General features: G+C 37.8%; 14 protein-coding genes. 3 read left to right on the plus strand and 11 right to left on the minus strand.

The genetic code is table 11. From position 1 onward, the window contains the following. Nucleotides 1-149: 149 nt before the first annotated feature. The 5 genes from IEV15_RS10400 to IEV15_RS10420 all read right to left on the minus strand — a co-directional run bounded on the left by IEV15_RS10400 (nucleotide 150) and on the right by IEV15_RS10420 (nucleotide 8129). The gene (locus tag IEV15_RS10400) at nucleotides 150-2417 is read right to left on the minus strand and encodes an aconitate hydratase (RefSeq protein WP_188362457.1); all 2268 of its coding nucleotides are present in this window, start codon (nucleotides 2415-2417) and stop codon (nucleotides 150-152) included. Nucleotides 2418-2909: 492 nt separating this feature from the next. Then, nucleotides 2910-3863 (minus strand): AAA family ATPase, encoded by a 954-nt coding sequence (locus IEV15_RS10405; RefSeq protein ID WP_188362458.1) that lies wholly within the window; start codon nucleotides 3861-3863, stop codon nucleotides 2910-2912. 35 nt (nucleotides 3864-3898) lie between these two features. Next, nucleotides 3899-5317 (minus strand): peptidylprolyl isomerase, encoded by a 1419-nt coding sequence (locus IEV15_RS10410; RefSeq protein WP_229734138.1) that lies wholly within the window; start codon nucleotides 5315-5317, stop codon nucleotides 3899-3901. Continuing rightward, entirely contained in the window at nucleotides 5295-6155 is an 861-nt protein-coding gene (locus IEV15_RS10415; RefSeq protein WP_188362460.1) for a hypothetical protein, read from the minus strand. Before IEV15_RS10415 ends, IEV15_RS10410 begins: the two co-directional genes overlap by 23 nt. Further along, nucleotides 6156-8129 carry a peptidylprolyl isomerase gene (locus tag IEV15_RS10420; RefSeq protein ID WP_188362461.1) on the minus strand — a complete coding sequence of 658 codons (1974 nt, stop codon included), beginning with the start codon at nucleotides 8127-8129 and terminating at the stop codon, nucleotides 6156-6158. 399 nt (nucleotides 8130-8528) lie between these two features. Here IEV15_RS10420 and IEV15_RS10425 point away from each other — a divergent pair, with 399 nt between their 5' ends. Both IEV15_RS10425 and IEV15_RS10430 read left to right on the plus strand, forming a co-directional pair. After that, nucleotides 8529-10118: a peptide chain release factor 3 gene (locus IEV15_RS10425; protein ID WP_188362462.1), complete on the plus strand. Its 1590-nt coding sequence runs from the start codon at nucleotides 8529-8531 to the stop codon at nucleotides 10116-10118. 196 nt (nucleotides 10119-10314) lie between these two features. After that, nucleotides 10315-11061, plus strand: a complete 747-nt coding sequence (locus IEV15_RS10430; protein ID WP_188362463.1) for a tyrosine-protein phosphatase — start codon at nucleotides 10315-10317, stop codon at nucleotides 11059-11061. Here the strand turns inward: IEV15_RS10430 and IEV15_RS10435 are convergent. From IEV15_RS10435 to IEV15_RS10450, 4 genes are all read right to left on the minus strand, one after another. Then, the gene (locus IEV15_RS10435; protein ID WP_188362464.1) at nucleotides 11051-13408 is read right to left on the minus strand and encodes a GumC family protein; all 2358 of its coding nucleotides are present in this window, start codon (nucleotides 13406-13408) and stop codon (nucleotides 11051-11053) included. The genes IEV15_RS10430 and IEV15_RS10435 overlap by 11 nt on opposite strands. Nucleotides 13409-13411: 3 nt before the next feature. Continuing rightward, nucleotides 13412-14182, minus strand: coding sequence for a polysaccharide biosynthesis/export family protein (locus IEV15_RS10440; protein ID WP_188362465.1), 771 nt, complete (start codon nucleotides 14180-14182; stop codon nucleotides 13412-13414). Nucleotides 14183-14243: 61 nt separating this feature from the next. Next, nucleotides 14244-16211, minus strand: coding sequence for a polysaccharide biosynthesis protein (locus IEV15_RS10445; RefSeq protein WP_308418846.1), 1968 nt, complete (start codon nucleotides 16209-16211; stop codon nucleotides 14244-14246). Between the two features lie 34 nt (nucleotides 16212-16245). Next, nucleotides 16246-17388, minus strand: coding sequence for a DegT/DnrJ/EryC1/StrS family aminotransferase (locus IEV15_RS10450; RefSeq protein WP_188362466.1), 1143 nt, complete (start codon nucleotides 17386-17388; stop codon nucleotides 16246-16248). Nucleotides 17389-18379: 991 nt separating this feature from the next. Between IEV15_RS10450 and IEV15_RS10455 the strand changes: the two genes are divergently transcribed. Next, nucleotides 18380-19135: a hypothetical protein gene (locus IEV15_RS10455; RefSeq protein ID WP_188362467.1), complete on the plus strand. Its 756-nt coding sequence runs from the start codon at nucleotides 18380-18382 to the stop codon at nucleotides 19133-19135. Between the two features lie 751 nt (nucleotides 19136-19886). Here the strand turns inward: IEV15_RS10455 and IEV15_RS10460 are convergent. Continuing rightward, nucleotides 19887-20492, minus strand: a complete 606-nt coding sequence (locus tag IEV15_RS10460; protein ID WP_188362468.1) for a sugar transferase — start codon at nucleotides 20490-20492, stop codon at nucleotides 19887-19889. A 110-nt stretch (nucleotides 20493-20602) separates the two neighbouring features. After that, nucleotides 20603-21250, minus strand: a complete 648-nt coding sequence (locus IEV15_RS10465) for an acetyltransferase (RefSeq protein ID WP_188362469.1) — start codon at nucleotides 21248-21250, stop codon at nucleotides 20603-20605. Nucleotides 21251-21269: the final 19 nt, after the last annotated feature.

The raw sequence follows: 21269 nt of genomic DNA on the forward strand, positions 1-21269 counted from the left end.
CTTAAAAAAATCTGCGAAAATCAGCGTTGGCAAAGCCACCTGCGTCATCCGCGTTCCAACCTTCGCAAGAAAAAAAATTTAACACTTAAAACAAAAAACAAAAAAAACTCCCGAATCACTTCGGGAGTTATATATAAAAAAAGAAAAACTTAAGCTCTTCCTGCCGCTGCAATCAAATTCAAAGCAGAACCTGCCACAAACCATCCAATCTGACTGTCATTATACGAATGATTAGCCATAATAACATCCTTGCTGCCATCTGCATGAACAAACTCTAACGTTAACGGTTTATCCGGTGCAAAATCAACTAAATCTACAAAATTGATAGTATCATTCTCTTGAATTTTGTCATAATCCGCTTCATTGGCAAAAGTTAAAGCCAACATCCCTTGTTTCTTCAAATTGGTTTCGTGAATACGAGCAAATGATTTTACCAATACCGCTTTCACACCTAAGAAACGAGGTTCCATAGCCGCGTGTTCTCTTGAAGAACCTTCGCCATAATTGTGGTCTCCCACAACAATTGAAGGAACACCTGCAGCTTTATAAGCTCTTTGAACAGCCGGAACAGCATCATAGGCTCCTGTCAATTGATTTTTAACCGTATTCGTTTTTTGATTAAAAGCATTTACGGCTCCAATCAACATGTTATTCGAAATATTATCCAAATGACCTCTGAAACGCAACCAAGGTCCGGCCATCGAAATGTGGTCGGTGGTACATTTTCCGAAAGCTTTGATTAATAATTTTGCATTGGTAATGTTTTTTCCATCCCATGGTGAGAAGGGTTCCAACAATTGTAAACGTTCTGAAGTGGGACTTACCGCTACTTGAACTCCCGTACCATCTTCGGCAGGTGCTTGATAACCCGGATCTTCCGCATCAAACCCTTTTGGAGGTAACTCATTTCCGCTTGGTTCGTCCAATCGCACTTCTTGTCCGTCCTCGTTAATCAACGTATCCGTTAATGGATTAAATCCTAAATCACCGGCAATCGCTAAAGCAGTAACTAACTCAGGTGAACCCACAAACGCTAGGGTATTTGGATTTCCATCGGCACGCTTTGAAAAGTTACGGTTGAACGAGTGAACAATCGTATTGCGTTCTTCTTTCTCCGCTCCTTCTCTATCCCACATTCCGATACACGGTCCGCAAGCATTCGCAAAAACAGTAGCTCCGATTTTATCGAAAGTATCAATAAAACCATCGCGTTCTATCGTATATCGTACGGTTTCTGAACCCGGTGTAATCGTAAACTGTGCTTTTGTTTTTAAGTTTTTCTCCGAAACTTGTTTCGCTAAGGATGCAGCTCTGGCAATATCCTCATAAGAAGAATTGGTACAAGAACCAATCAAACCTACTTCAATTTTCAATGGCCAATTGTTTTTAATAGCTTCTTCTTTCATTTTAGAAATTGGCGTTGCCAAATCCGGTGTGAAAGGACCATTCAAATGGGGCTCTAATTCCGATAAATTAATTTCAATAACTTGATCAAAATACTGCTCCGGATTGGCATATACCTCCGCATCAGCTGTCAAATAAGAAGCTACTTGGTTGGCCGCATCAGCAACATCGGCTCTTCCGGTGGAACGCAAATAACGATCCATCGAAGCATCATAGCCAAAAGTGGACGTAGTAGCCCCAATTTCAGCTCCCATATTACAAATGGTGCCTTTTCCGGTACACGACATCGCCAAAGCTCCTTCGCCAAAATATTCAACAATAGCTCCGGTTCCTCCCTTTACAGTTAGAATGCCGGCTACTTTCAAAATAACATCTTTCGGTGCGGTCCAACCGGATAATTTTCCGGTTAACTTTACACCTATAAGTTTTGGAAATTTCAATTCCCAAGCCATGCCTGACATTACATCTACTGCATCTGCTCCTCCTACTCCAATGGCCAACATGCCTAATCCGCCTGCATTTACGGTATGCGAATCGGTTCCAATCATCATTCCTCCGGGAAATGCATAATTTTCTAATACCACTTGATGGATAATTCCGGCTCCCGGTTTCCAAAAACCAATACCGTATTTATCCGATACCGACGATAAGAAATCAAACACTTCATTACTTTGTTGCTTCGCACGAGCTAAATCAGTTTTAGCATCTACTTTAGCTTGAATTAAGTGATCACAGTGAACCGTAGTGGGAACTGCTACTTTGCTTTTTCCGGCATGCATAAATTGCAATAAAGCCATTTGTGCAGTCGCATCTTGACAAGCAACACGATCCGGTGCAAAATCAACATAATCTTCACCTCGCTTAAAAGCTTGTGAAGGCGTTCCTTCCCATAAGTGGGAATATAAAATTTTCTCAGATAAGGTAAGTGGACGACCTACTAACTCACGAGCTTTGTCAACACGTTCCGCTAGATTAGCATACACTTTTTGAATCATTTCAATATCAAATGCCATAGGTGGTAAAGGTTTATTTGTTTGTGGTGCAAAATTACGAAATCGTAAGAACATTAGAAAATTAATAGGTAAATATCTCTTTTAGAAATCATTTTTTATTAAAAACGATTTTTTAAAAGGAATTTTTCAATAAATAGCAATATAACAATCGAATAATGAAAATTTGATAATTTCAAAGCCTTAAAATAACAATTTCATAAAAGGGAATAAAAAGAATAAAGAAAAAAAGAGTAGTTAATCCACTTCTGATTTGCTTCTGTCATACTGAACCCTGTCATATTGAACGTTGAACCCTTCATGCTGAACGTTGAAACCTGTCATGCTGAACTCGTTTCAGCATCTCCAAAAACCTAACTCCCTACTCCTACAAAAAAAAAGACCCCCGATTCCTCGAAAGCCTCCTATATCCTTTAAAACCGCTAAACTTTTTTAACCCGTAAAGTACCTCAGCAACTCAATACCTCAGTAAATCAGTGCCTCATCTACTCAGCCCTAAATCAACTCCCCAATAATCTTCTCCACACTCAACCCCTCAGCATCCGCCTTGTAATTCTTAACCACACGATGGCGTAAAATACCCTCCGCAACCGCCTTCACATCTTCAATATCAGGAGAAAATTTACCGTTAAAAGCGGCATGTGCTTTAGCAGCTAAAATTAAATTTTGTGAAGCTCTTGGCCCTGCTCCCCAATCAATATAGTTCTTGATAAAATCAGTAGCCATTGGATTGTCAGGACGGGTCTTACTAACCAAAGTAACGGCATATTCAATGACATTGTCAGCCACAGGAATACGACGAATCAAATGTTGAAAATCAATAATTTCCTGTGCAGTAAACAACGATTGAATGGTGGGATTGTGATCCGTAGTAGTATTCTTTACCACCTGAACTTCCTCCGAAAAAGAAGGATAATCCAATTTTATGGAAAACATAAAACGGTCCAATTGGGCTTCCGGTAAAGGATAAGTTCCCTCCTGTTCTATTGGGTTTTGAGTAGCTAATACAAAATAGGGCAAACTCAATTTATAGTTCTGTCCGGCTATAGTAACCGCTCGTTCCTGCATGGCTTCCAACAAAGCGGCTTGTGTTTTAGGTGGTGTTCGGTTGATCTCATCCGCCAAAATAATGTTAGAAAAAATCGGTCCTTTAATAAACTTAAAGGATCTATTCTCATCCAAAATTTCACTCCCCAAAATATCTGAAGGCATCAAATCCGGTGTAAACTGTATGCGTTTAAAATCCAAACCTAATGCTTGTGAAATCGTGTTGACCAATAAGGTTTTTGCCAAACCCGGAACACCAACCAACAAGGCATGTCCGCCGGAAAAAATACTCAGCAATACTTGATCGACAACCAAATCTTGTCCTACAATTATTTTGGCAATCTCGCTCTTGAGCTCGTGTCGTTTTTGAACTAATGTTTCTAGGGCTTGAACGTCTGACATGATGATTTTGGTGCTAGTTTACTATTTTAGATTGTTTATTTTACCCAACCGTTAACAAAGTCACAATTGCGGTAACTGCCGTTAACTTTGATAAACGTTTCGCCAATTTTTTCTTTGGTCCATTTATCGATTTCTATCAAACGTTTCTCACTTAAAGCCAATTCTTTAATTTTAATATAATCTTTAGAATATTCAGCTACGTGCTCGTCAATACGATTGGTAACCGTAATGATTTTATATTGCTTCTGACCAAGCTTATCTTCTTCTAAAATCGGTAACGAAATCTCTTTATCTTTCAAATTCGATACCTGATTATACAATGTAGGATCCATTTTGGTCAACTCAAATTTAGAATCTAAAGTTCTCGGATTTAAAAACACACCCCCATTTGCACGAGTTTCTTTTTCATCTGACATCGTTCTTGCTGCATCTGCAAACGAAATTTCTCCTTCCATAATGCGATTACGAATCAATGTTATCTTATCTCTAGCTTCTTTTAAAGCTTCATCAGTCACTTTTGGAGTCAACAAAATATGTCGCAACTCCAATTCTTGGCCTTTAATTCGTTCTAATAAAATAATGTGATACCCATATTCCGTTTCAAAAGGCTTGGAAATTTCACCCTCATTCAAACTGAAAGCTACATCTTTAAATTCTTTTAGAAAGGGGGTTTTTCTATTTATTTTATAAAAACCGCCATTTGAAGAGGAAGCTCTATCCTGTGTATAAATTACCGCTCGTGAAGTAAAACTGGCTCCTTCTTCTAATACTTCTCTTCGAATTTCGTTGAGTCGATCAATCACTTTTTGCTTCTCCGCTTCGGAAACTTTAGGTTGAATGATAATTTGTGACACTTCCATTTCTGCTCCAAAGGTGGGTAAATCTTCTTGAGGTATCTTTTTAAAGAAAGTCCTCACTTCTTCAGGTGTAATCTCTATGTCCTCAATTATCTTATTTCGCATTTCCGTGGTCAACTTGTTGTTCTTTAACACATCAAAAAAGAAAGAACGAAACTCCTCCTCATTTTTTTTGTTGTAAAACTTTAAAATCTTCTTCATATCACCACCAATTTGCTCCATCATGACACCGATTTTTTCATTCATCATGGCATTGATTTCCGCATCAGTAACAACAATTGTACTGTCTTGTGTGGCTTGATGAGCATACAATTTATCTTCTAACAAAGAACCTAAAACCTGACAACGTGGGATATCCGCAGCGGAAGCTCCTTGCTGAGCCAATTCAATATAAGCCAAATCGATATCGGAGTCCAAAATGATGTAATCGCCAACGGCTGCAATGATACCGTCAATTTTTTGACGATTGGACTTCTTAATCGTGTCCTTTTTTACCGGTGTAGACGGTGCTTCTTGTATTATTTCTTGTGATTGCCCTAATAGAGCTCCCAAAAGGAACAGGGAGGTTAAAAAATTACGGCTTTTTATAAATTTCATACTTCTTGTTTTTAATAGCATCTTCAGTGATTTCTCGTTCTATATTCTTTATTAATTCTAATTTTCGTTGATTAATCAACAATTCCTTTAAGGTCGGTTGCAGATAACCAAAAGGACTAATCTGATCTTTTTCTATAACCTGACTCACTTTTACAAAATAAAGGGAAGTCGAGTCGGGTTGCGTATAACCCATTCCGGCTTGTATAAATTTGTCCCTGTTATCAGGTGTTATAAAAGGCAACTTCCGATACACCTGATTCAATTCTACCCAGACGGAATCATTAAAGGCATAATTGATAAACTGCAATTGATAATTTTCCCAAAAAGCGGCATCTTTCTTCTTAAAATCAAAAAAACGTCCTTTTATTTGTTCCAATTTCGGATGATCCTTTGGCAAATGTATATAACGCAAACGTACTAACGTACCGTTTGTTTTAAAATTTTCTTTATTCAAGTCATAATAACGCTTCAACTCACTCGGCTCAACCACAGTATCAATGGATTGCGATACTAAATCTTCTAAATAGGCTTTGGTATACAAATCCGTTTTATACTGCTCAATTAGTTTATTAAAGCTGGCTAGATTTTCCGTACTTAAATTGAGTTCGGCTCCTTGAATTAACAACATCTGGGTGGCCCAACGATCAATGAAATTTCGAACAATGACCAGACTGTCTTCTGAGGTAGTGCCTTCCGGAACCAAATCCTCCAACGCTTCTTTAAACAAATAATGTTTTCCGACACGTGCCACTGCTTCCGGCTTTTCTTCAGATTTAAAATAATCACAAGAAGAAACACCAAACAACAGAACAAGTACAATCGGAAAAAGTAGTCGCATTTAGTTTTTAATTTGCTTTTTTACAGCGGTAAAAACATCCTGATTGACTTGAATCGTAAATTCCTTTTTCAACTCAGAAAGCCAATTAGACTCCAAATAATTCTGATAGTCATTGATGACCCTACCCTTGGTCTCATCCAACGCCTTCGGACCTGCCGGTAAGACTTCATTTACCAGAACAATATAATAATAAGCTCCTTCTTTCAGCACAGGTTGTAAACCTTTAGACAAAGTAACTGTTTTAGGCAAGGACTCATTCCCTTCTTCAAAAACGCCTTCTGCAACCATAATGGATACCGTTTCAGCAGTATTCAACTTTTCTTTTAAAGTGGCAGCAGTGGCTTTTTTCTTCAACAAACCATGTGCTTTTTGGGCTACGGCTTCATTGGTTGTTGTCGCAATCAAAACATCATAACGGTTTTTCCACTGGTAGTTTTTAAGATTGTTTTCATAAAACGATGTCAAACCAACCGTGTCGGTTTTAGCTCGCTGCCAAATTTCGGTTTCCATCAAATCAAACAACAACAAACCATCTCGGTACTCATCCATTACAGCAGAAAACTCAGGAAACTCATTTTCCAAGTTAGCATCATAATAGTGATTCAATTGAATTTCAATAAAATTGTCATAGTGATAATCAATCCATTTAGACAAGGGCTTAATCGGTTCACTTTGTTTTTGATAGGTCGCAATATAATTCAGAAAATCTTCTCCGGTCAATTGCTTTTTGTCAAAAGATACTAGCGTACCCTTATATGGGGTTAAATCAGTAGGTAAATCCCAAGATTGTGTATAAACGGCATCAGTAATGGCTTTTCGTGTAGCTTGATACACTTTTTCCTGACGCTTTACGGGGTATTTTTTACGTAACTTTTCATTCATCGACTCCGCAATAATTCGCGAACGATCATCTCGGGAAATTTTAGATTCTATCTCACCTTTCAAAGCATCAAACGATTTCATTTCATGCTTTTCAAGCAACTTAACGATATGCCATCCAAACTGCGTTTTTATGGGTTTGGATAACGGACTTTCCGGCGTCAACGAAAAAGCAGTGTTTTCAAACACTTCTGAACTCAATTGACCGGAACCAAAACGGGCCAAAGCTCCGCCTCGAACTGAGGAGGATTGATCTTGCGAAAATTGTTGAGCCAAGGTTTCAAATGATTCTCCTTGCTGCAATTTCTTATAAATATCTTGAATTTTTTGTTCAATTGTTGCGTTTTCTTGCGGATCATCTTTATCCGAATGCAGCAACATGATATGAGCTACAGAAACTTCTCCACGATTATCGCGAACATCGTGTATGTTTAGAATATGGTAACCAAATCGGGTGCGTACCGGTTTCGAAATAGTTCCAACGGGAGTGGTATAAGCTGCCGTTTCAAAAGGATATACCATTCGAAAAGCAGAAAAATAACCCAAATCCCCTTTATTATCTTTAGCAGAAGGATCTTCCGAATACTGTTGAGCTAGCGTACCAAAATCTTCGCCGGCTATAGCTCTTTTTTGTAAACCTACAATTTTAGTGTAAGCTGATAACGTATCCGCAGGTGCAGCATTCTCATTAACTAAAATTAAAATATGGGAAGCTCGGATTTCTTTTTTCATCCGTTCATAACCTTCCGTAATCAATTCGTTGGTCACCTTACTATCCGTAAGGTAGTTTTTGGCCAACTGCCCACGATAGGTATTTAACTCGTTGATATAATTGGGTTTGGTATGCAAATCCAACTTCTTGGCTTTGGCTACTTTTAATTTATAACCCAAATACAAATCCAAATACTGGTCCAAATCTTTTTGAGATTCGTCTTTTACCAAATCTAAATTTTTTTGATACACCCTCACAAATTCATCCGTGTAATAAGGGGTAGTGTCAATTGTAAATAAAGTTTCTTTTTTTTGCTGCTGCTGTGCCGTTCCATAAAATGCACAAGCCAAAAACAAAGAATAAAAGAGCGGTTTGAAAGTCATATCAGAATTACTTTTATAATCGTTTACTACAAATAGTTTAGATAATTTGCAATCAACAAAAATAACAATTCAATCGCATTTTGCAACTATAGCACGGACTATTAACAAAAAATTAGTAGCCACCCACGCTAAGCCTCTGGTAGTAAAGAAAAGTTCGTGTTTTTTTTCTACTACTCCCTCTCCATAAAACCAAATCACAAACCTCGTGACTTTTCAACTTTGTGGCAAAACCCGCAACCCGCAACCCGCAACTTCAAAACCCGCAACTTCAAAACCCGCAACCCGCAACCCGCAACCCGTAACCCGTAACCCGTAACCCGCAACTTCAAAACCCGCAACTCGCAACCCTATTGCCTCCCCTAAAAAAAAACACTACTTTTGCACTCCATTACCAATCTTATGAGTTTTACAAACGAAATTAAAAGAAGACGCACCTTTGGCATTATCTCCCACCCTGATGCGGGAAAAACAACACTAACCGAAAAATTACTGTTATTCGGTGGTGCCATTCAAGAAGCCGGTGCTGTTAAAAACAATAAAATAAAAAAAGGAGCTACTTCCGATTTTATGGAAATTGAACGCCAGAGAGGAATCTCGGTGGCTACTTCCGTATTGGCTTTCAATTACAAAGACAAAAAAATCAACATTCTTGATACGCCCGGTCACAAAGACTTCGCAGAAGATACCTTTCGTACACTTACTGCCGTGGATAGTGTCATCGTTGTAATTGACGTCGCAAAAGGGGTCGAAGAACAAACCGAAAAATTAGTGGAAGTGTGCCGCATGCGAAACATTCCCATGATTGTCTTCATCAACAAATTAGACCGGGAAGGAAAAGATGCGTTCGATTTAATGGATGAAGTAGAACAAAAACTAAAACTCACCGTAACCCCAATGAGTTTCCCAATCGGAATGGGGTACGACTTCCAAGGCATCTACAACATCTGGGAGAAAAACATCAACTTGTTCAGTGGCGACAGCCGTAAAAACATCGAAGACACAATCGCGTTTACCGACATCAACTCCAGCGAACTCGAAACGATAATCGGTCAAAAACCGGCTGACAAACTTCGGGAAGAATTGGAATTAATTAGTGAAGTCTACCCGTCATTCAATCGCGAAGACTACCTGGAAGGACATTTACAACCGGTGTTTTTTGGCTCGGCATTGAATAATTTTGGGGTACGCGAATTGTTGGATTCTTTTATAGAAATCGCTCCTTCTCCTCGACCAAAACATTCCGATACACGCCTTGTGAAACCGGAAGAAACAAAAATGAGTGGCTTTGTGTTTAAAATTCATGCCAACATGGACCCAAAGCACCGCGACCGTTTGGCTTTTATAAAAATTGTATCGGGTACCTTCGAAAGAAATAAACCGTACTTACACGTGCGTCAAAACAAGAACTTGAAATTCTCCAGTCCGAATGCCTTTTTTGCAGAAAAGAAAGAAATTGTAGACATCTCCTACCCGGGCGATATTGTGGGTTTACACGATACCGGAAATTTTAAAATCGGCGATACCTTAACAGAAGGCGAAAACATGCAGTTCAAAGGCATCCCTAGTTTCTCTCCGGAACATTTCCGTTATATTAATAATGCCGACCCTATGAAGGCGAAGCAATTGGACAAAGGAATCGACCAGTTAATGGACGAAGGGGTAGCCCAGTTATTCACGTTGGAAATGAACAACCGTAAAGTAATCGGCACTGTGGGGGCACTCCAATATGAAGTAATCCAATACCGACTCGAACACGAATACGGTGCCAAATGTACCTATGAAAACTTCCCCGTACACAAAGCCTGTTGGGTGAAACCCGATGATGCTAAGAACTCCGAATTCTTAGAATTCAAACGCATCAAACAGAAGTTTTTAGCTCACGATAAATACGGTCAACTGGTATTTCTGGCCGATTCGGATTTTACGATTCAAATGACGCAAAGTAAATTTCCAAGTGTGAAATTGTTTTTTACGTCAGAATTAGACTAGGGGATAGAAAAAACAGTTAAAGTTTAAAACAGCCCACCTCACCGTAAAACAAAAAGGTTTTAAAAAAAACAAAAAAGGTGGAGCAGGTATGGAGTGAAATAACAACGCTTAATGAATGAAATTTTGATAAAATAGTTGTTCCTTTGTTAAGCCCCAAATGAAGTCCTATTTTATAACCTCAACTCGTTCAATACCTATGTTTTTCGAAATTTTTAAAAAGAAACCACTATTAAAAGACCTTATTCCAAACAACTTCACTGACATTCACTCACACTTATTGTGGGGTTTAGACGATGGTGCTAAGACAGAAACAGAAGCACTTTCACTCATTACTCAAATGAATTCCTTAGGAATTAAAAATAGTATTACTACACCTCATTTCATATCAAATATTTGGGAAAACTCGAATGACACAATTAAAAACAAAGAAATCGAGCTGCAATCTAAAGTAGTAAGTTTGAAACTAAACTGCAACATAAAAGCGGCTGCAGAATATTTAATTGATGCCAACTTTGTGGCTAAAATGAATAAAGAACCGTTATTAACCTTAAAAGAGGACTATGTTCTGGTTGAATTGTCCTATAGTAACCCCCCAATAAATCTTAAAGAGTGTTTATATCAAATGCAATTGAATGGATATCGACCTATTATGGCTCATCCGGAACGCTACCTTTATTATGCAAATCGAATTTCAGAATTCAAACACTTGAAACATATTGGTTGTTTATTTCAACTTAATCTTTTGTCAACTACCGGTTATTACGGTAAAGAAGTGTTGCAACTGGCAGACGAATTACTTTCCAATAATTTGATTGATTTTGTGGGCTCTGATATCCACAATCAAAACCATTTGGACTACTTTAAAAATAAAGTACTTATAAAAAAAATAGCCCCTTTACAAGAGGCTATTGATAGAAATTCGTTTTTTAATTTTACTTTGTAAAAAGTCGTTTAAACCACGATTTTTGTTCTTCTTCAACACCATAACCATAGCCTCCATATCCATAGCCATACCCGTAAGACCTTATGGGGTCAGTGCCATTCAACAACACGGCCATGTTGGGTAACTTTTCTTGTTTACTCATTGACTTAGGCACATCTAAAGAATATTTTTTAAGATAATTGGCACGTATTATATACAATACCACATCAGCATATTTACTTATTAATAAGGTATCGGTAACCAAACTCACGGGTGCCGTATCCACAATAATATAGTCATACTGTTCCTTTAATGTGTCAAACAAAGTGGTAATCTTTTTGCTGTTTAACAGTTCTGCCGGATTGGGTGGTATTATCCCTGATGGCATGACCCAAAAATCAGCATAACCCTCTTGTTTGTATTGAATCGCTTCTAGGGTTATTTTTTCGCTAGACAAATAATTACTTACCCCTGTGGTATTAGTTAATTTTATATACTGTTCTATTTTTGGATGTCGTAAATCCATTCCAACTAACACTACTTTTTTACCATAAGAAGCTAACGTACTAGCAAGATTCACTGATATAAATGTCTTTCCTTCTTTGGGGATGGTAGAAGTTACAAAAATGGTTTTGGCTCGCTTTTCTTGCACGTGTGCCAGCATGAATTCTAAGTTGGTAAGCACAATTCGAAAGGATTCTGCAATACCGGAACGACTTTCGGAGGTGATAACTGCGTTTTCCTCTTCACTGGTAGGAATATCGCCCAAATACGGAATGCTCAACGCTTTCTCTACATCATGACGGGTATGAATTTTGGTGTCAAATAAATTAATAATGTAGAGAATTCCAATGGGTATTAACAATCCCAAAACCAATGCTATCAAGTAGATTTTTTGAGATTGCGGCGACACTTTCCCAACCCGGTAAGGGGAATCTAATATTTTTGCTTTTGGAGAGGTTACCGCTAAAGAAATGGCCGTTTCCTCCTGCTTTTGACGCAGGTATAGATATAGTGCTTCTTTAATGTTTTGTTGCCTGTCGATCGAACGGTACTTTCTGTCTAAAGTGGGTACTTCGGATACTTTCGAATTGTATTTTTGACCTTGCTTCGCTAATTCAGCACGCGTAATTTGCAGCGTACTTTTAAGATTCTGCAAGCTCTCGGTGATGATGTTTTTAAGCCCCTCTAATTGTTGATTATAATTTACAATAGAGGGATGAGTAGCACTAGTGGATTGCAACAATTTTTTTCGCTCTAATACCAGTTGATTGTACACTTGGATATCGCTACTGCCTGAACTTTCAGAAGGGATAATATTAGTAGGCAACGTCTCTTCGTATGTATTCTTCTTTAAAGCTGCCTGCATAAAATCGACGACACGAATGTCTTTTTCATTCTCAACTATGGCTTTCTCATAAGACGAAGAGGTCTCTAAATTCAATCCCGCATCGGATATTAGATCGGTTAAACGATTGTCTTTTTTAAAAGTCTCCGCACTTTTCTCCACTACGGTTAACTCTTCCGTTATAATATCCAACCGCTCGTTGATAAATTCCTGAGTATTTTTAGCTACCAGGTTTTTATCGGCTAAAGCATCTTCATTGAACTGAACTACTAAAGCATTTAAAAAATCACTGCCTTTTTCAGGTAGTGGATCCACTAAAGTTAATTGAAGAATATTGGTGTTCTTTCCCAAATTATCAACTTGCAAACGATTCTTAAACGAATTAGCAACAGCAGTAATCGTCTTAAAACGTATCAAAATAGAGCCTTCATTAGTGCTCTTTTTATTATTTTTAATAATTTGAATCGGTCCTAGGGTGGTTGGAATAGTGTCGGTATAACGATAGGTTTTTGCCTTGTCATTGGCAACATCCAGCAATTCAAAGCTATCTTTGTCTAAAGGTTTGTAATAAAACGAAGTGTCCTTTTGTTTGTAGTTAGAAGCTGCGTCTGTAAAATATACCTCAATAGGAGATTTAGCATAAAGTTCCGGACTTAAAATTCTACCTTCAGTATAATAGGTGACCTGTAATTGTAACTGGCGTACCACATTCTGAGAAAGTGTTCTTGATTTTAAGATCTCAATTTCGTTTTCTAAATTGCTTTTCTTTGCTCCTAAGATAAATAAGTCATTAAATGCATCCATTTCCGTAATGCCACCTTTTTTATCGTCCTTTATCAATATGGTTGTTGTAGTACCATATTGAGGTACTTCATATCGCAAATAAATATAAGCTATTGACAAGGAAAGCAACACACCGGCTACTATCCATTTCCAATGAATCAAATACTTATGTAGTTGTTCATTTAAATTGACACTAACGTCGGAAGTTTCTTCAGGTGGCTGTGGTAACTGCTGCATAACTTATTTGGTTAACAATAATATGGTGGTTATAGCAAATCCTAAAATGGAAATCCCGGCTAATATATTAGGCCCAATGGCTGTAGAGTTTATTCTTCTTTTGTTTGGCTCTACATAGACGACATCATTTTGAGAGAGGTAATAATAAGGAGAATTGATGATATCTGCACTAGTTAAGTCTAAACGTACTGCTGTTTTTACTCCTTCTTCTTCGCGTAAAACTAAAACATTTTCACGTTTACCAAATAATGTTAAATCGCCTGCCATGGCAACAGCTTCTAATATTGTGGTACGGTCGCTTAAAAGCGTGTAGGTACCCGGTCTATTTACCTCACCTAACACTGCCAATTTATAATTCATAAAACGAATATTGAGCACCGGATCTTTCATATAGACTACCAGTTTCTCCTTAAGCAGTTCACTTAACTGGGCCTTGGTTAAACCGGCTATTTTTACCGACCCTAAAACAGGAAAATCAACGGTACCCAGATTGGAAACCAAATAGGTCTGTCGTTGTACTTGTAATCCTTGACCTCCTCCACCTCCGATAGTAACATCTCCGGAATTTAGATTAAACGGCTCTGCTGCCTTGGGATCCGCAGCACTTATTGCAATATACAACATATCATCTACCTTTATTTTGGGTTCATAGTCAATAGCCCCATTAAGGGTTGCGGTATCAATATCCGGAAAATAGACTACTGATTTTTTAGAAACACATGACGTCATCACTCCCAAAATAAATAGTAATAGTAGGCTTTTAGAATTTCTCATAAACGTTAAAAATCATATTTTAGTTGTAAAAGTGGCAAATATAAGTATTAATTCAAGCGAATTACAAATCAAGTTTCTGATAGTGAGAATTATTACTTTTGAATTCCGGTACAATTTGTTTCATATGCGATACAATATTGTTATAGTTTTCGGTGTGAGCCAATTGAATTAAATCATCTATTTCTTTGGAAAGCTGTTTAAAATCTTCAAAGGTTTCTTTCGCTACTAATATCTTTTCATGATGGGTTGGCAATGTCAAAGAACTGTTATTCAGCAATTCTTCAAACAGCTTCTCTCCGGGACGTAATCCCGTAACTACAATGGGTATCTCTTTCTCTGGCTCAAATCCTGCCATACGAATCATTTTCTTAGCTAAGTCAATTATTTTTACGGGTTTTCCCATATCAAATAAATAGATCTCTCCGCCATTACCCATTGCCCCGGCTTCCAACACCAATTGACAGGCTTCGGGTATGGTCATAAAATAACGAATAATATCAGGATGTGTTATGGTTACAGGACCCCCCGCCTCAATTTGCTTTGAGAACAAGGGTACTACTGAACCATTAGACCCCAATACATTACCGAAACGGGTGGTGATAAATTTGGTAGTTTCTGTGTCTATAATATCTTTTTGTCCCAAGTATAAAGACTGTACATATTTCTCCGCAATTCGTTTGGAGGCTCCCATCACATTGCTGGGATTAACCGCTTTATCGGTGGACACCATAACGAATTTTTCTACATTGTATCGGTAGGACAAATCGGCTACATTCTTTGTACCCATGACATTCACTAAAACGGCTTGGTCCGGATTTTGTTCCATTAAAGGTACATGTTTATAGGCGGCGGCATGGTATACTTTATTCGGTTTGTATTTTTCAAAAACTTTCTCCATGGCCGCAAAATTTCTCACGTCTTGAATCACAGCATGCAAGGTAACAGTAGGATTGTAATGTTCCAGTTCCAAAAATAAATTATGCAATGGCGTTTCAGCTTGGTCTAGTAAAATTAATTCCGACGGGTTAAAATCCAGCAATTGTCGGGCAATTTCACTTCCTATGGAACCCGCTGCACCTGTAACCATTACCCTTTTGCCTTTCAATTGTTGTTCTACTTTCGTTTTATCCAAAACAATGGGTTTGCGTTCCAGCAAATCCTCAATTTTGATGGACTGTACTTTGCGGGAGATTTCTTTCTTGTTTTCCCAATCGGAAATTATCGGTACTGTAAAAACTTTGTAACCGTTTTCCAAACAATCATCTACAATGATTCTTTTTTCTTCAACGGTTAAATTATTATCCGCAAGAATTAATGCTTGAGCTCTGTGCATTCGGAGTATCACCGGAACCCTTTTGTTTTTTTGAATAAGGGGTAAATCCAAAATCGTTTTAGAACTCACTTTATTGTCTTGACTGATAAATCCCAATAACTTGAACCTACTCGGCACCTCTAACTTTAAAGCATTAGCAACTGCAATCGCATTGGCGTCTGTTCCATAAATTAGTGCCGGCATTAAACGTTCCTTATTTTTAACACTTAAGTAGCGTTCAAAAACCGATTTTACTAAAATGCGGAAGAGAAACAATAAGGAGAAATTCAAGATGAAGTTAAAGAACAGCCCCGGTACTAAAAAGATTTTATTACCAAAAATAAAATAACTACTATAATTGATTACTAATAACGAAATAAACGCAGAGAATGTGGAAAGAAAAAGTTTTATGCCGTCAATAAAAGTAGAATGTCTGATAATACCCGCATAGGTTTTGAAAATGGAAAAAAAGAAAATATTTACAATAATCATTAAAAAGTTACGCATTTCCCAACTTAAAGTAGTATAAAACTTCATCGTTAAATTGGACAAAAACAAATAGGTAATTAATGCGGAAAGAACAAGTATCAATACATCGATCAACAAGACAATCCATCGAGGTAAATAACCCATATTTACCAACTTAAATCCGGGATTTAAATCGGCAAAAAAGGTTTGAATTTCTTGTTTGTAATATTTTGAATGACTCTTTTTCAATGGCTTTAGCTTGTGTTTCACTTTTATTTTTTTCTTACTCAAAATAAGAACGGATGGATGTTGCTATTCGTTGGCGATCGGAATCGTTGAGATTGGACCCGGAAGGTAAACACAAACCGGTTGCAAACAAGTGTTCTGCTACGTCCTTTCCATAATAAGGACAATCGGAAAAGACAGGTTGCAGGTGCATGGGCTTCCACAAAGGACGACTTTCTATGTTTTCTTTTTCTAAAGCCAAACGCAGTCCCTCTGCACTAGTCCCTTTGGGTGCCAATTCCGGATGTATCCGAATAGTGGTTAACCAATAGTTGGAATAGTAAGCTGTTGTGGGCTCTGTCAGAAACGTAACAAAATCGTAAGGTTGCAACAGCTCTTTATAAAACGAATTCATGTTCCGTCGATTGGCCACATGGTCAGCTAATACTTCCATTTGACCCCTTCCTATTCCGGCACAAATATTACTCAAACGATAATTGTAGCCAATTTCACTGTGTTGGTAATGTGTGGCAGCATCTCTGGCTTGTGTAGCTAAAAAAACGGCCTTATTTTTTAAATCTTCAGTGGGTGTTACTAAAGCTCCGCCGCCTGAAGTGGTGATGATTTTATTTCCGTTAAAAGATAAAACCCCCAAATTACCGAAGGTGCCACAACTTTTTCCCTTGTAAGTACTGCCCAGTGCCTCGGCACTGTCTTCAAGAATTGGAATAGCGTACTTTTGGGCAACTGCAGAAATAGCTTCCACATTATAAGGCATCCCATACAAATGCACCGCAATAATGGCTTTTGGTTTTTTTCCTTTTGCCAATCGGTCTATTATGGCTTCTTCTAAGGCAATGGGACACAAATTCCAAGTAGTCATTTCACTGTCTATAAAAATTGGAGTAGCTCCTAAATAGACAATGGGATTGGCGGAAGCTGAAAAAGTCATACTCTGACAAAGCACCTCATCCCCCGCTTGTACACCCAATAAAATAAGACCCAAGTGTAAAGCAGCCGTACCCGAACTCAACGCCGCTACATGAACGTCATCACCCAAATAACTTTCAATTGCTTGTTCAAAACCGGTCACGTTCGGACCCAGAGGAGCTACCCAATTGGTAGCGAAAGCTTCATTTACGTAACTCAATTCTGTTCCACCCATATGCGGCGAGGAAAGCCATATTTTATCGTTGGTCATTGGAAGAAGTCAATTCAATTAATCCGAACAAAGATATAGTATTTTTTTATTTACGTTAACATTTGTAGGATTAAAATAAGGAGATGTAGTTGGAGTTGGAAAAGTTGTTTTAAAGGCCCAAAACACTGAGAGATCTTCTATAAAAGCACTTCTTTTGTTTTTTTCTTTCCCCAACCCGCCAAGGCGGGAGGAAAAAAACCGTGCTCCTAATAAAGAATGTGCTTTCTCACAATCAACCCTGATTTTGCCTCCCTTTAGGAATAGGCCTGCCTACCGCTAGGTCAATGTCATTAAGTTAAGGATTTTGTAATTTGAAAAAGTCACACAAAGCGAATCACCCCCAGTTTGTCATCCTGACGAAGGAAGGATCCCATAATCCAAGTCACACAAAGCTTATCCCCAGCTCGTGCAAGCACAATATCATTGAGTTAAGGATTTTGTAATTAGAAAAAGAAAGAAGGTCTTGAGAAGGATACGCTAAACCTAAATTTTAATACGTTTTTTTGCGACTTTGCTCTCGATAATTATCGGATTGCGAGAAAAAAAATAAGCTTAACTTAATGACATTGACCGCTAGGTAGGGCAAAACAAAATCAGGAAACATACTTTGTTTTTTTCTTTCCCCGACCCGCCAAGGCGGGAGGAAAAAAACCGTGCTCCTAATAAAGAATGTGCTTTCTCACAATCACCCCTGATTTTGCCTTCCGCCTCGGCGGATCGGGCCTGCCTACCGCTAGGTAGGGCAAAACAAAATCAGCACAAAAAAAAATAATTCCCCATTTCAAAAAAAATTCTCAATTTCACAAAATCAAACAAAACACCTCAAAATGATGTAAAACAATTCAAAATGAGTAACAACAAAACACCAAAACGAAACAAATAATAGCAAATAAAATGAACTAAAAATTCAACATAAACGATTGCAAATCAAATAATTATAACTTAAATTGCACGCCTAATAAAAATACAAATCCCTTAACCTCAAAAAAAAATGGCCCAAGTAATCGCACCCTTCAAAATAGTAGGCACAATAGACGACCTAAATTTTTACATCCTCGAAAACGAAAAAAACATCGTCAGAGAAAAAGGCGAATGCGGCATAACCTCAGAACAATTTTATGCCAATCCCGTATTTGACCCTATTAGAAAACAAGGACGAGAATTCGGACATGCAGCAAACAAAGCCAAAACATTCCGGAGGCTGTTCCATCCCTTTTTTGAAAGAGCTAAAGACGGTGCCTTTGCCGGCAGAGTCAACAAACTGTTATTAGAAATTTTGACAGAAGACCAAACCAACCCAATTGGTAACAGAACAATTACCGAAGGATTAAAAACACAGTATGGAAGAGATTTAATCGTAAACTTTCAAGGCAATCGCCTGAAACCGCTTAGCGAAATAATGCCTGAAAAATGGAATTGGAATCCCGAAAAACACGAAGTAAAACTGGAGGAAATAAACGTTGCAACTGACATCCGTTGGCCGGGAAAAGCAACACACGTCCACTTCGTAGCAGCTACTTGTCATTGGAATGAGGAAACAGACACTTTTGAAACCTGTTTCAGTGAAGAAATAATTCTCGAGAAAGAAGAACCAACACAAACAATTACCCTCAAAACAGAAGCCCCAAACCATCCCGGTCTGAAAATAACCGCCATCCTAATCGCCTTCTCAGAATACTACCGCCGAAGATTCAAACCGCTAAAACGAGGCCTCAACACCACCACAATTATTGATGTAACAGAATAATAAAATCCCATTTATCAGCATTCCAACCTTTGCATCTACTAGAACTTAGAAAAAAACGTAGAGAAACTTTCTGCCTCCTTTGTGGAACTTTGTGACACAAAAAAAGCGAAGTCTCTTTGCGTCCCTGCGTCTCTGCGAGAAAAAAACTTCGTAAAACTTTGTGCCGCCTTTGTAGAACTTTGTGCTACAAAAAAAAGCAAAGCGTCTGCGAGAAAAAAATCTGTGTAAATCCGCGTTTGGCGTAGCCAACCCGTCACGATAGCTATCGGAATCCGCGTTCCAAACTTTGCGTCCACTGCGAGAAAAAAACTTCGAGAAACTTTATGCCTCCTTTGTGGAACTTTGTGCTACAAAAAAAGCACAGCATCTCTACAACTCAGAACCTTAGAACCTTTTTTTCTCTTATAGTGGAAAATAATTCCCATAAACTATTTTTTAATGGAAAATAGCACGCTATTTACGAGCAATAAATGCTTTTAGTGGAAAATAAAAGTAATGAGACGGATATATAATGGAAAATTTTTGCTTAAAACAAGCTTTTAATGGAAAAATATTGATACTTTTTAGAAGTAAAAGCTTTTATAGTGGAAAATAACATCCCAATACACCTTCAGGAAATCATTTTTGCAACAAGTGATTATCTTTTTCTCAGAAACCAAAAAACAAATTAAGTACTACGTTTTTTTAGAAAGCTGTACTACAAACACTAGTCCGATAGCTCCTATGGCACCAATACAATATGTAATGCTTATTAGTATTTGCCCTGGAAAGGTTCAATAGTAGCCGAATCAACAGCATTTATACCCTCTCGTTTTATTACTTTTTGCAAGGTTTTAAAAATAATTTTTACATCTAACAGAAACGATAGATGGTTGACATACCAAATATCATACTCAAACTTTTGTTCCCAAGAGATAGCGTTTCGACCGTTAACTTGTGCCCAGCCCGTAATGCCTGGTTTTACTTCATGGCGACGCTTTTGAAAAGTATCGTATAGATGCAAGTAGTCAGTCAATAAAGGTCTGGGACCAACCAAGCTCATATCCCCTTTTATTACATTGAGTAGTTGCGGTAGTTCGTCCAATGACGTTTTACGTACAATGGCACCAATTTTAGTCAGTCGTTCTGCATCGGAGAGCAGCTTTCCCTTGGCATCTCGGGCATCCGACATGGTTTTAAACTTTATAATAGTAAACAATCGTTCCTCTTTTCCAGGTCTTACTTGCGTAAAAAAAGGAGAACCTCCATTGGCTATACCCAAAAAAAGCGTGATTAGAATAAACAACGGCAAAAGAATTACAAAACCAATTAGAGATAATGCAAAATCGAAGAGTGGTTTTATTATTTTGGTATACATAGCTATTTTTGTTCTAGAATTAAAATTAGACCGAGTACGATAAAAAGGTTATATTACATTTTAACGACATTGAAATTTTCATATCTTAATTAATCAAAACCTAAAAAAAATTACGTGTTATGGAATTTTATTGGTTTAGCGGGAATACCCACAGCTGTGCATGAAGGTGGTAATGATTTTGAGACTACAGCCCCTGCACCAATTATGGTATCCGCCCCTATCTCAACTAAATTTATAATCTTTACACCTGTGCCAACATAAACTCCTTCGTTTATTTTGACCTCACCGGAAATATTAACTGACGGCATAAACGCACAATAGTCTTCAATTACCGTGTCATGACCGACGGTGCACATTAAATTCAAAATAACAAAGTCTTTTATCGTTATATTACAGGTAATAATACAACCTTCACAGATAATGCAACCCTTACCTATCTTTATATCATCCTTTGAATAGGACGCTTTTGGATGGATGATCGAAGGAAATGAAATATTTAAATTAGTTATCGCATTAACAATCATTTTTTTTATAGCCGGGCTACCAATTGAAATAACCAACCCCAACTCGTCCTCGAAATTATTAATTTCTTGAAGGCCTCCTAATACCGGTAGTCCATTAACTAGTGTTCCTTTTTGAACGCGATCATCAAAAAAACCTATCAATTCATAGGTATTGGGTTTTTCAGCATTAATTGCATCAACTATAATTTTTACTTCTCTGCCGAATCCACCGGCTCCAAAAATTGCTAACTTCATAACTTTTCTTTTTAATGTC

This window comes from Flavobacterium orientale, from assembly GCF_014638005.1.
In the GTDB taxonomy this organism is placed as follows: Bacteria; Bacteroidota; Bacteroidia; order Flavobacteriales; family Flavobacteriaceae; genus Flavobacterium; species Flavobacterium orientale.

Bases quoted from the DNA above. Each gene is read 5' to 3' on its own strand.
- IEV15_RS10400 (WP_188362457.1), bottom strand. From the start codon at position 2,417: ATGGCATTTGATATTGAAATGATTCAAAAAGTGTATGCTAATCTAGCG.
- IEV15_RS10405 (WP_188362458.1), bottom strand. From the start codon at position 3,863: ATGTCAGACGTTCAAGCCCTAGAAACATTAGTTCAAAAACGACACGAG.
- IEV15_RS10410 (WP_229734138.1), bottom strand. From the start codon at position 5,317: ATGAAATTTATAAAAAGCCGTAATTTTTTAACCTCCCTGTTCCTTTTG.
- IEV15_RS10415 (WP_188362460.1), bottom strand. From the start codon at position 6,155: ATGCGACTACTTTTTCCGATTGTACTTGTTCTGTTGTTTGGTGTTTCT.
- IEV15_RS10420 (WP_188362461.1), bottom strand. From the start codon at position 8,129: ATGACTTTCAAACCGCTCTTTTATTCTTTGTTTTTGGCTTGTGCATTT.
- IEV15_RS10425 (WP_188362462.1), top strand. From the start codon at position 8,529: ATGAGTTTTACAAACGAAATTAAAAGAAGACGCACCTTTGGCATTATC.
- IEV15_RS10430 (WP_188362463.1), top strand. From the start codon at position 10,315: ATGTTTTTCGAAATTTTTAAAAAGAAACCACTATTAAAAGACCTTATT.
- IEV15_RS10435 (WP_188362464.1), bottom strand. From the start codon at position 13,408: ATGCAGCAGTTACCACAGCCACCTGAAGAAACTTCCGACGTTAGTGTC.
- IEV15_RS10440 (WP_188362465.1), bottom strand. From the start codon at position 14,182: ATGAGAAATTCTAAAAGCCTACTATTACTATTTATTTTGGGAGTGATG.
- IEV15_RS10450 (WP_188362466.1), bottom strand. From the start codon at position 17,388: ATGACCAACGATAAAATATGGCTTTCCTCGCCGCATATGGGTGGAACA.
- IEV15_RS10455 (WP_188362467.1), top strand. From the start codon at position 18,380: ATGGCCCAAGTAATCGCACCCTTCAAAATAGTAGGCACAATAGACGAC.
- IEV15_RS10460 (WP_188362468.1), bottom strand. From the start codon at position 20,492: ATGTATACCAAAATAATAAAACCACTCTTCGATTTTGCATTATCTCTA.
- IEV15_RS10465 (WP_188362469.1), bottom strand. From the start codon at position 21,250: ATGAAGTTAGCAATTTTTGGAGCCGGTGGATTCGGCAGAGAAGTAAAA.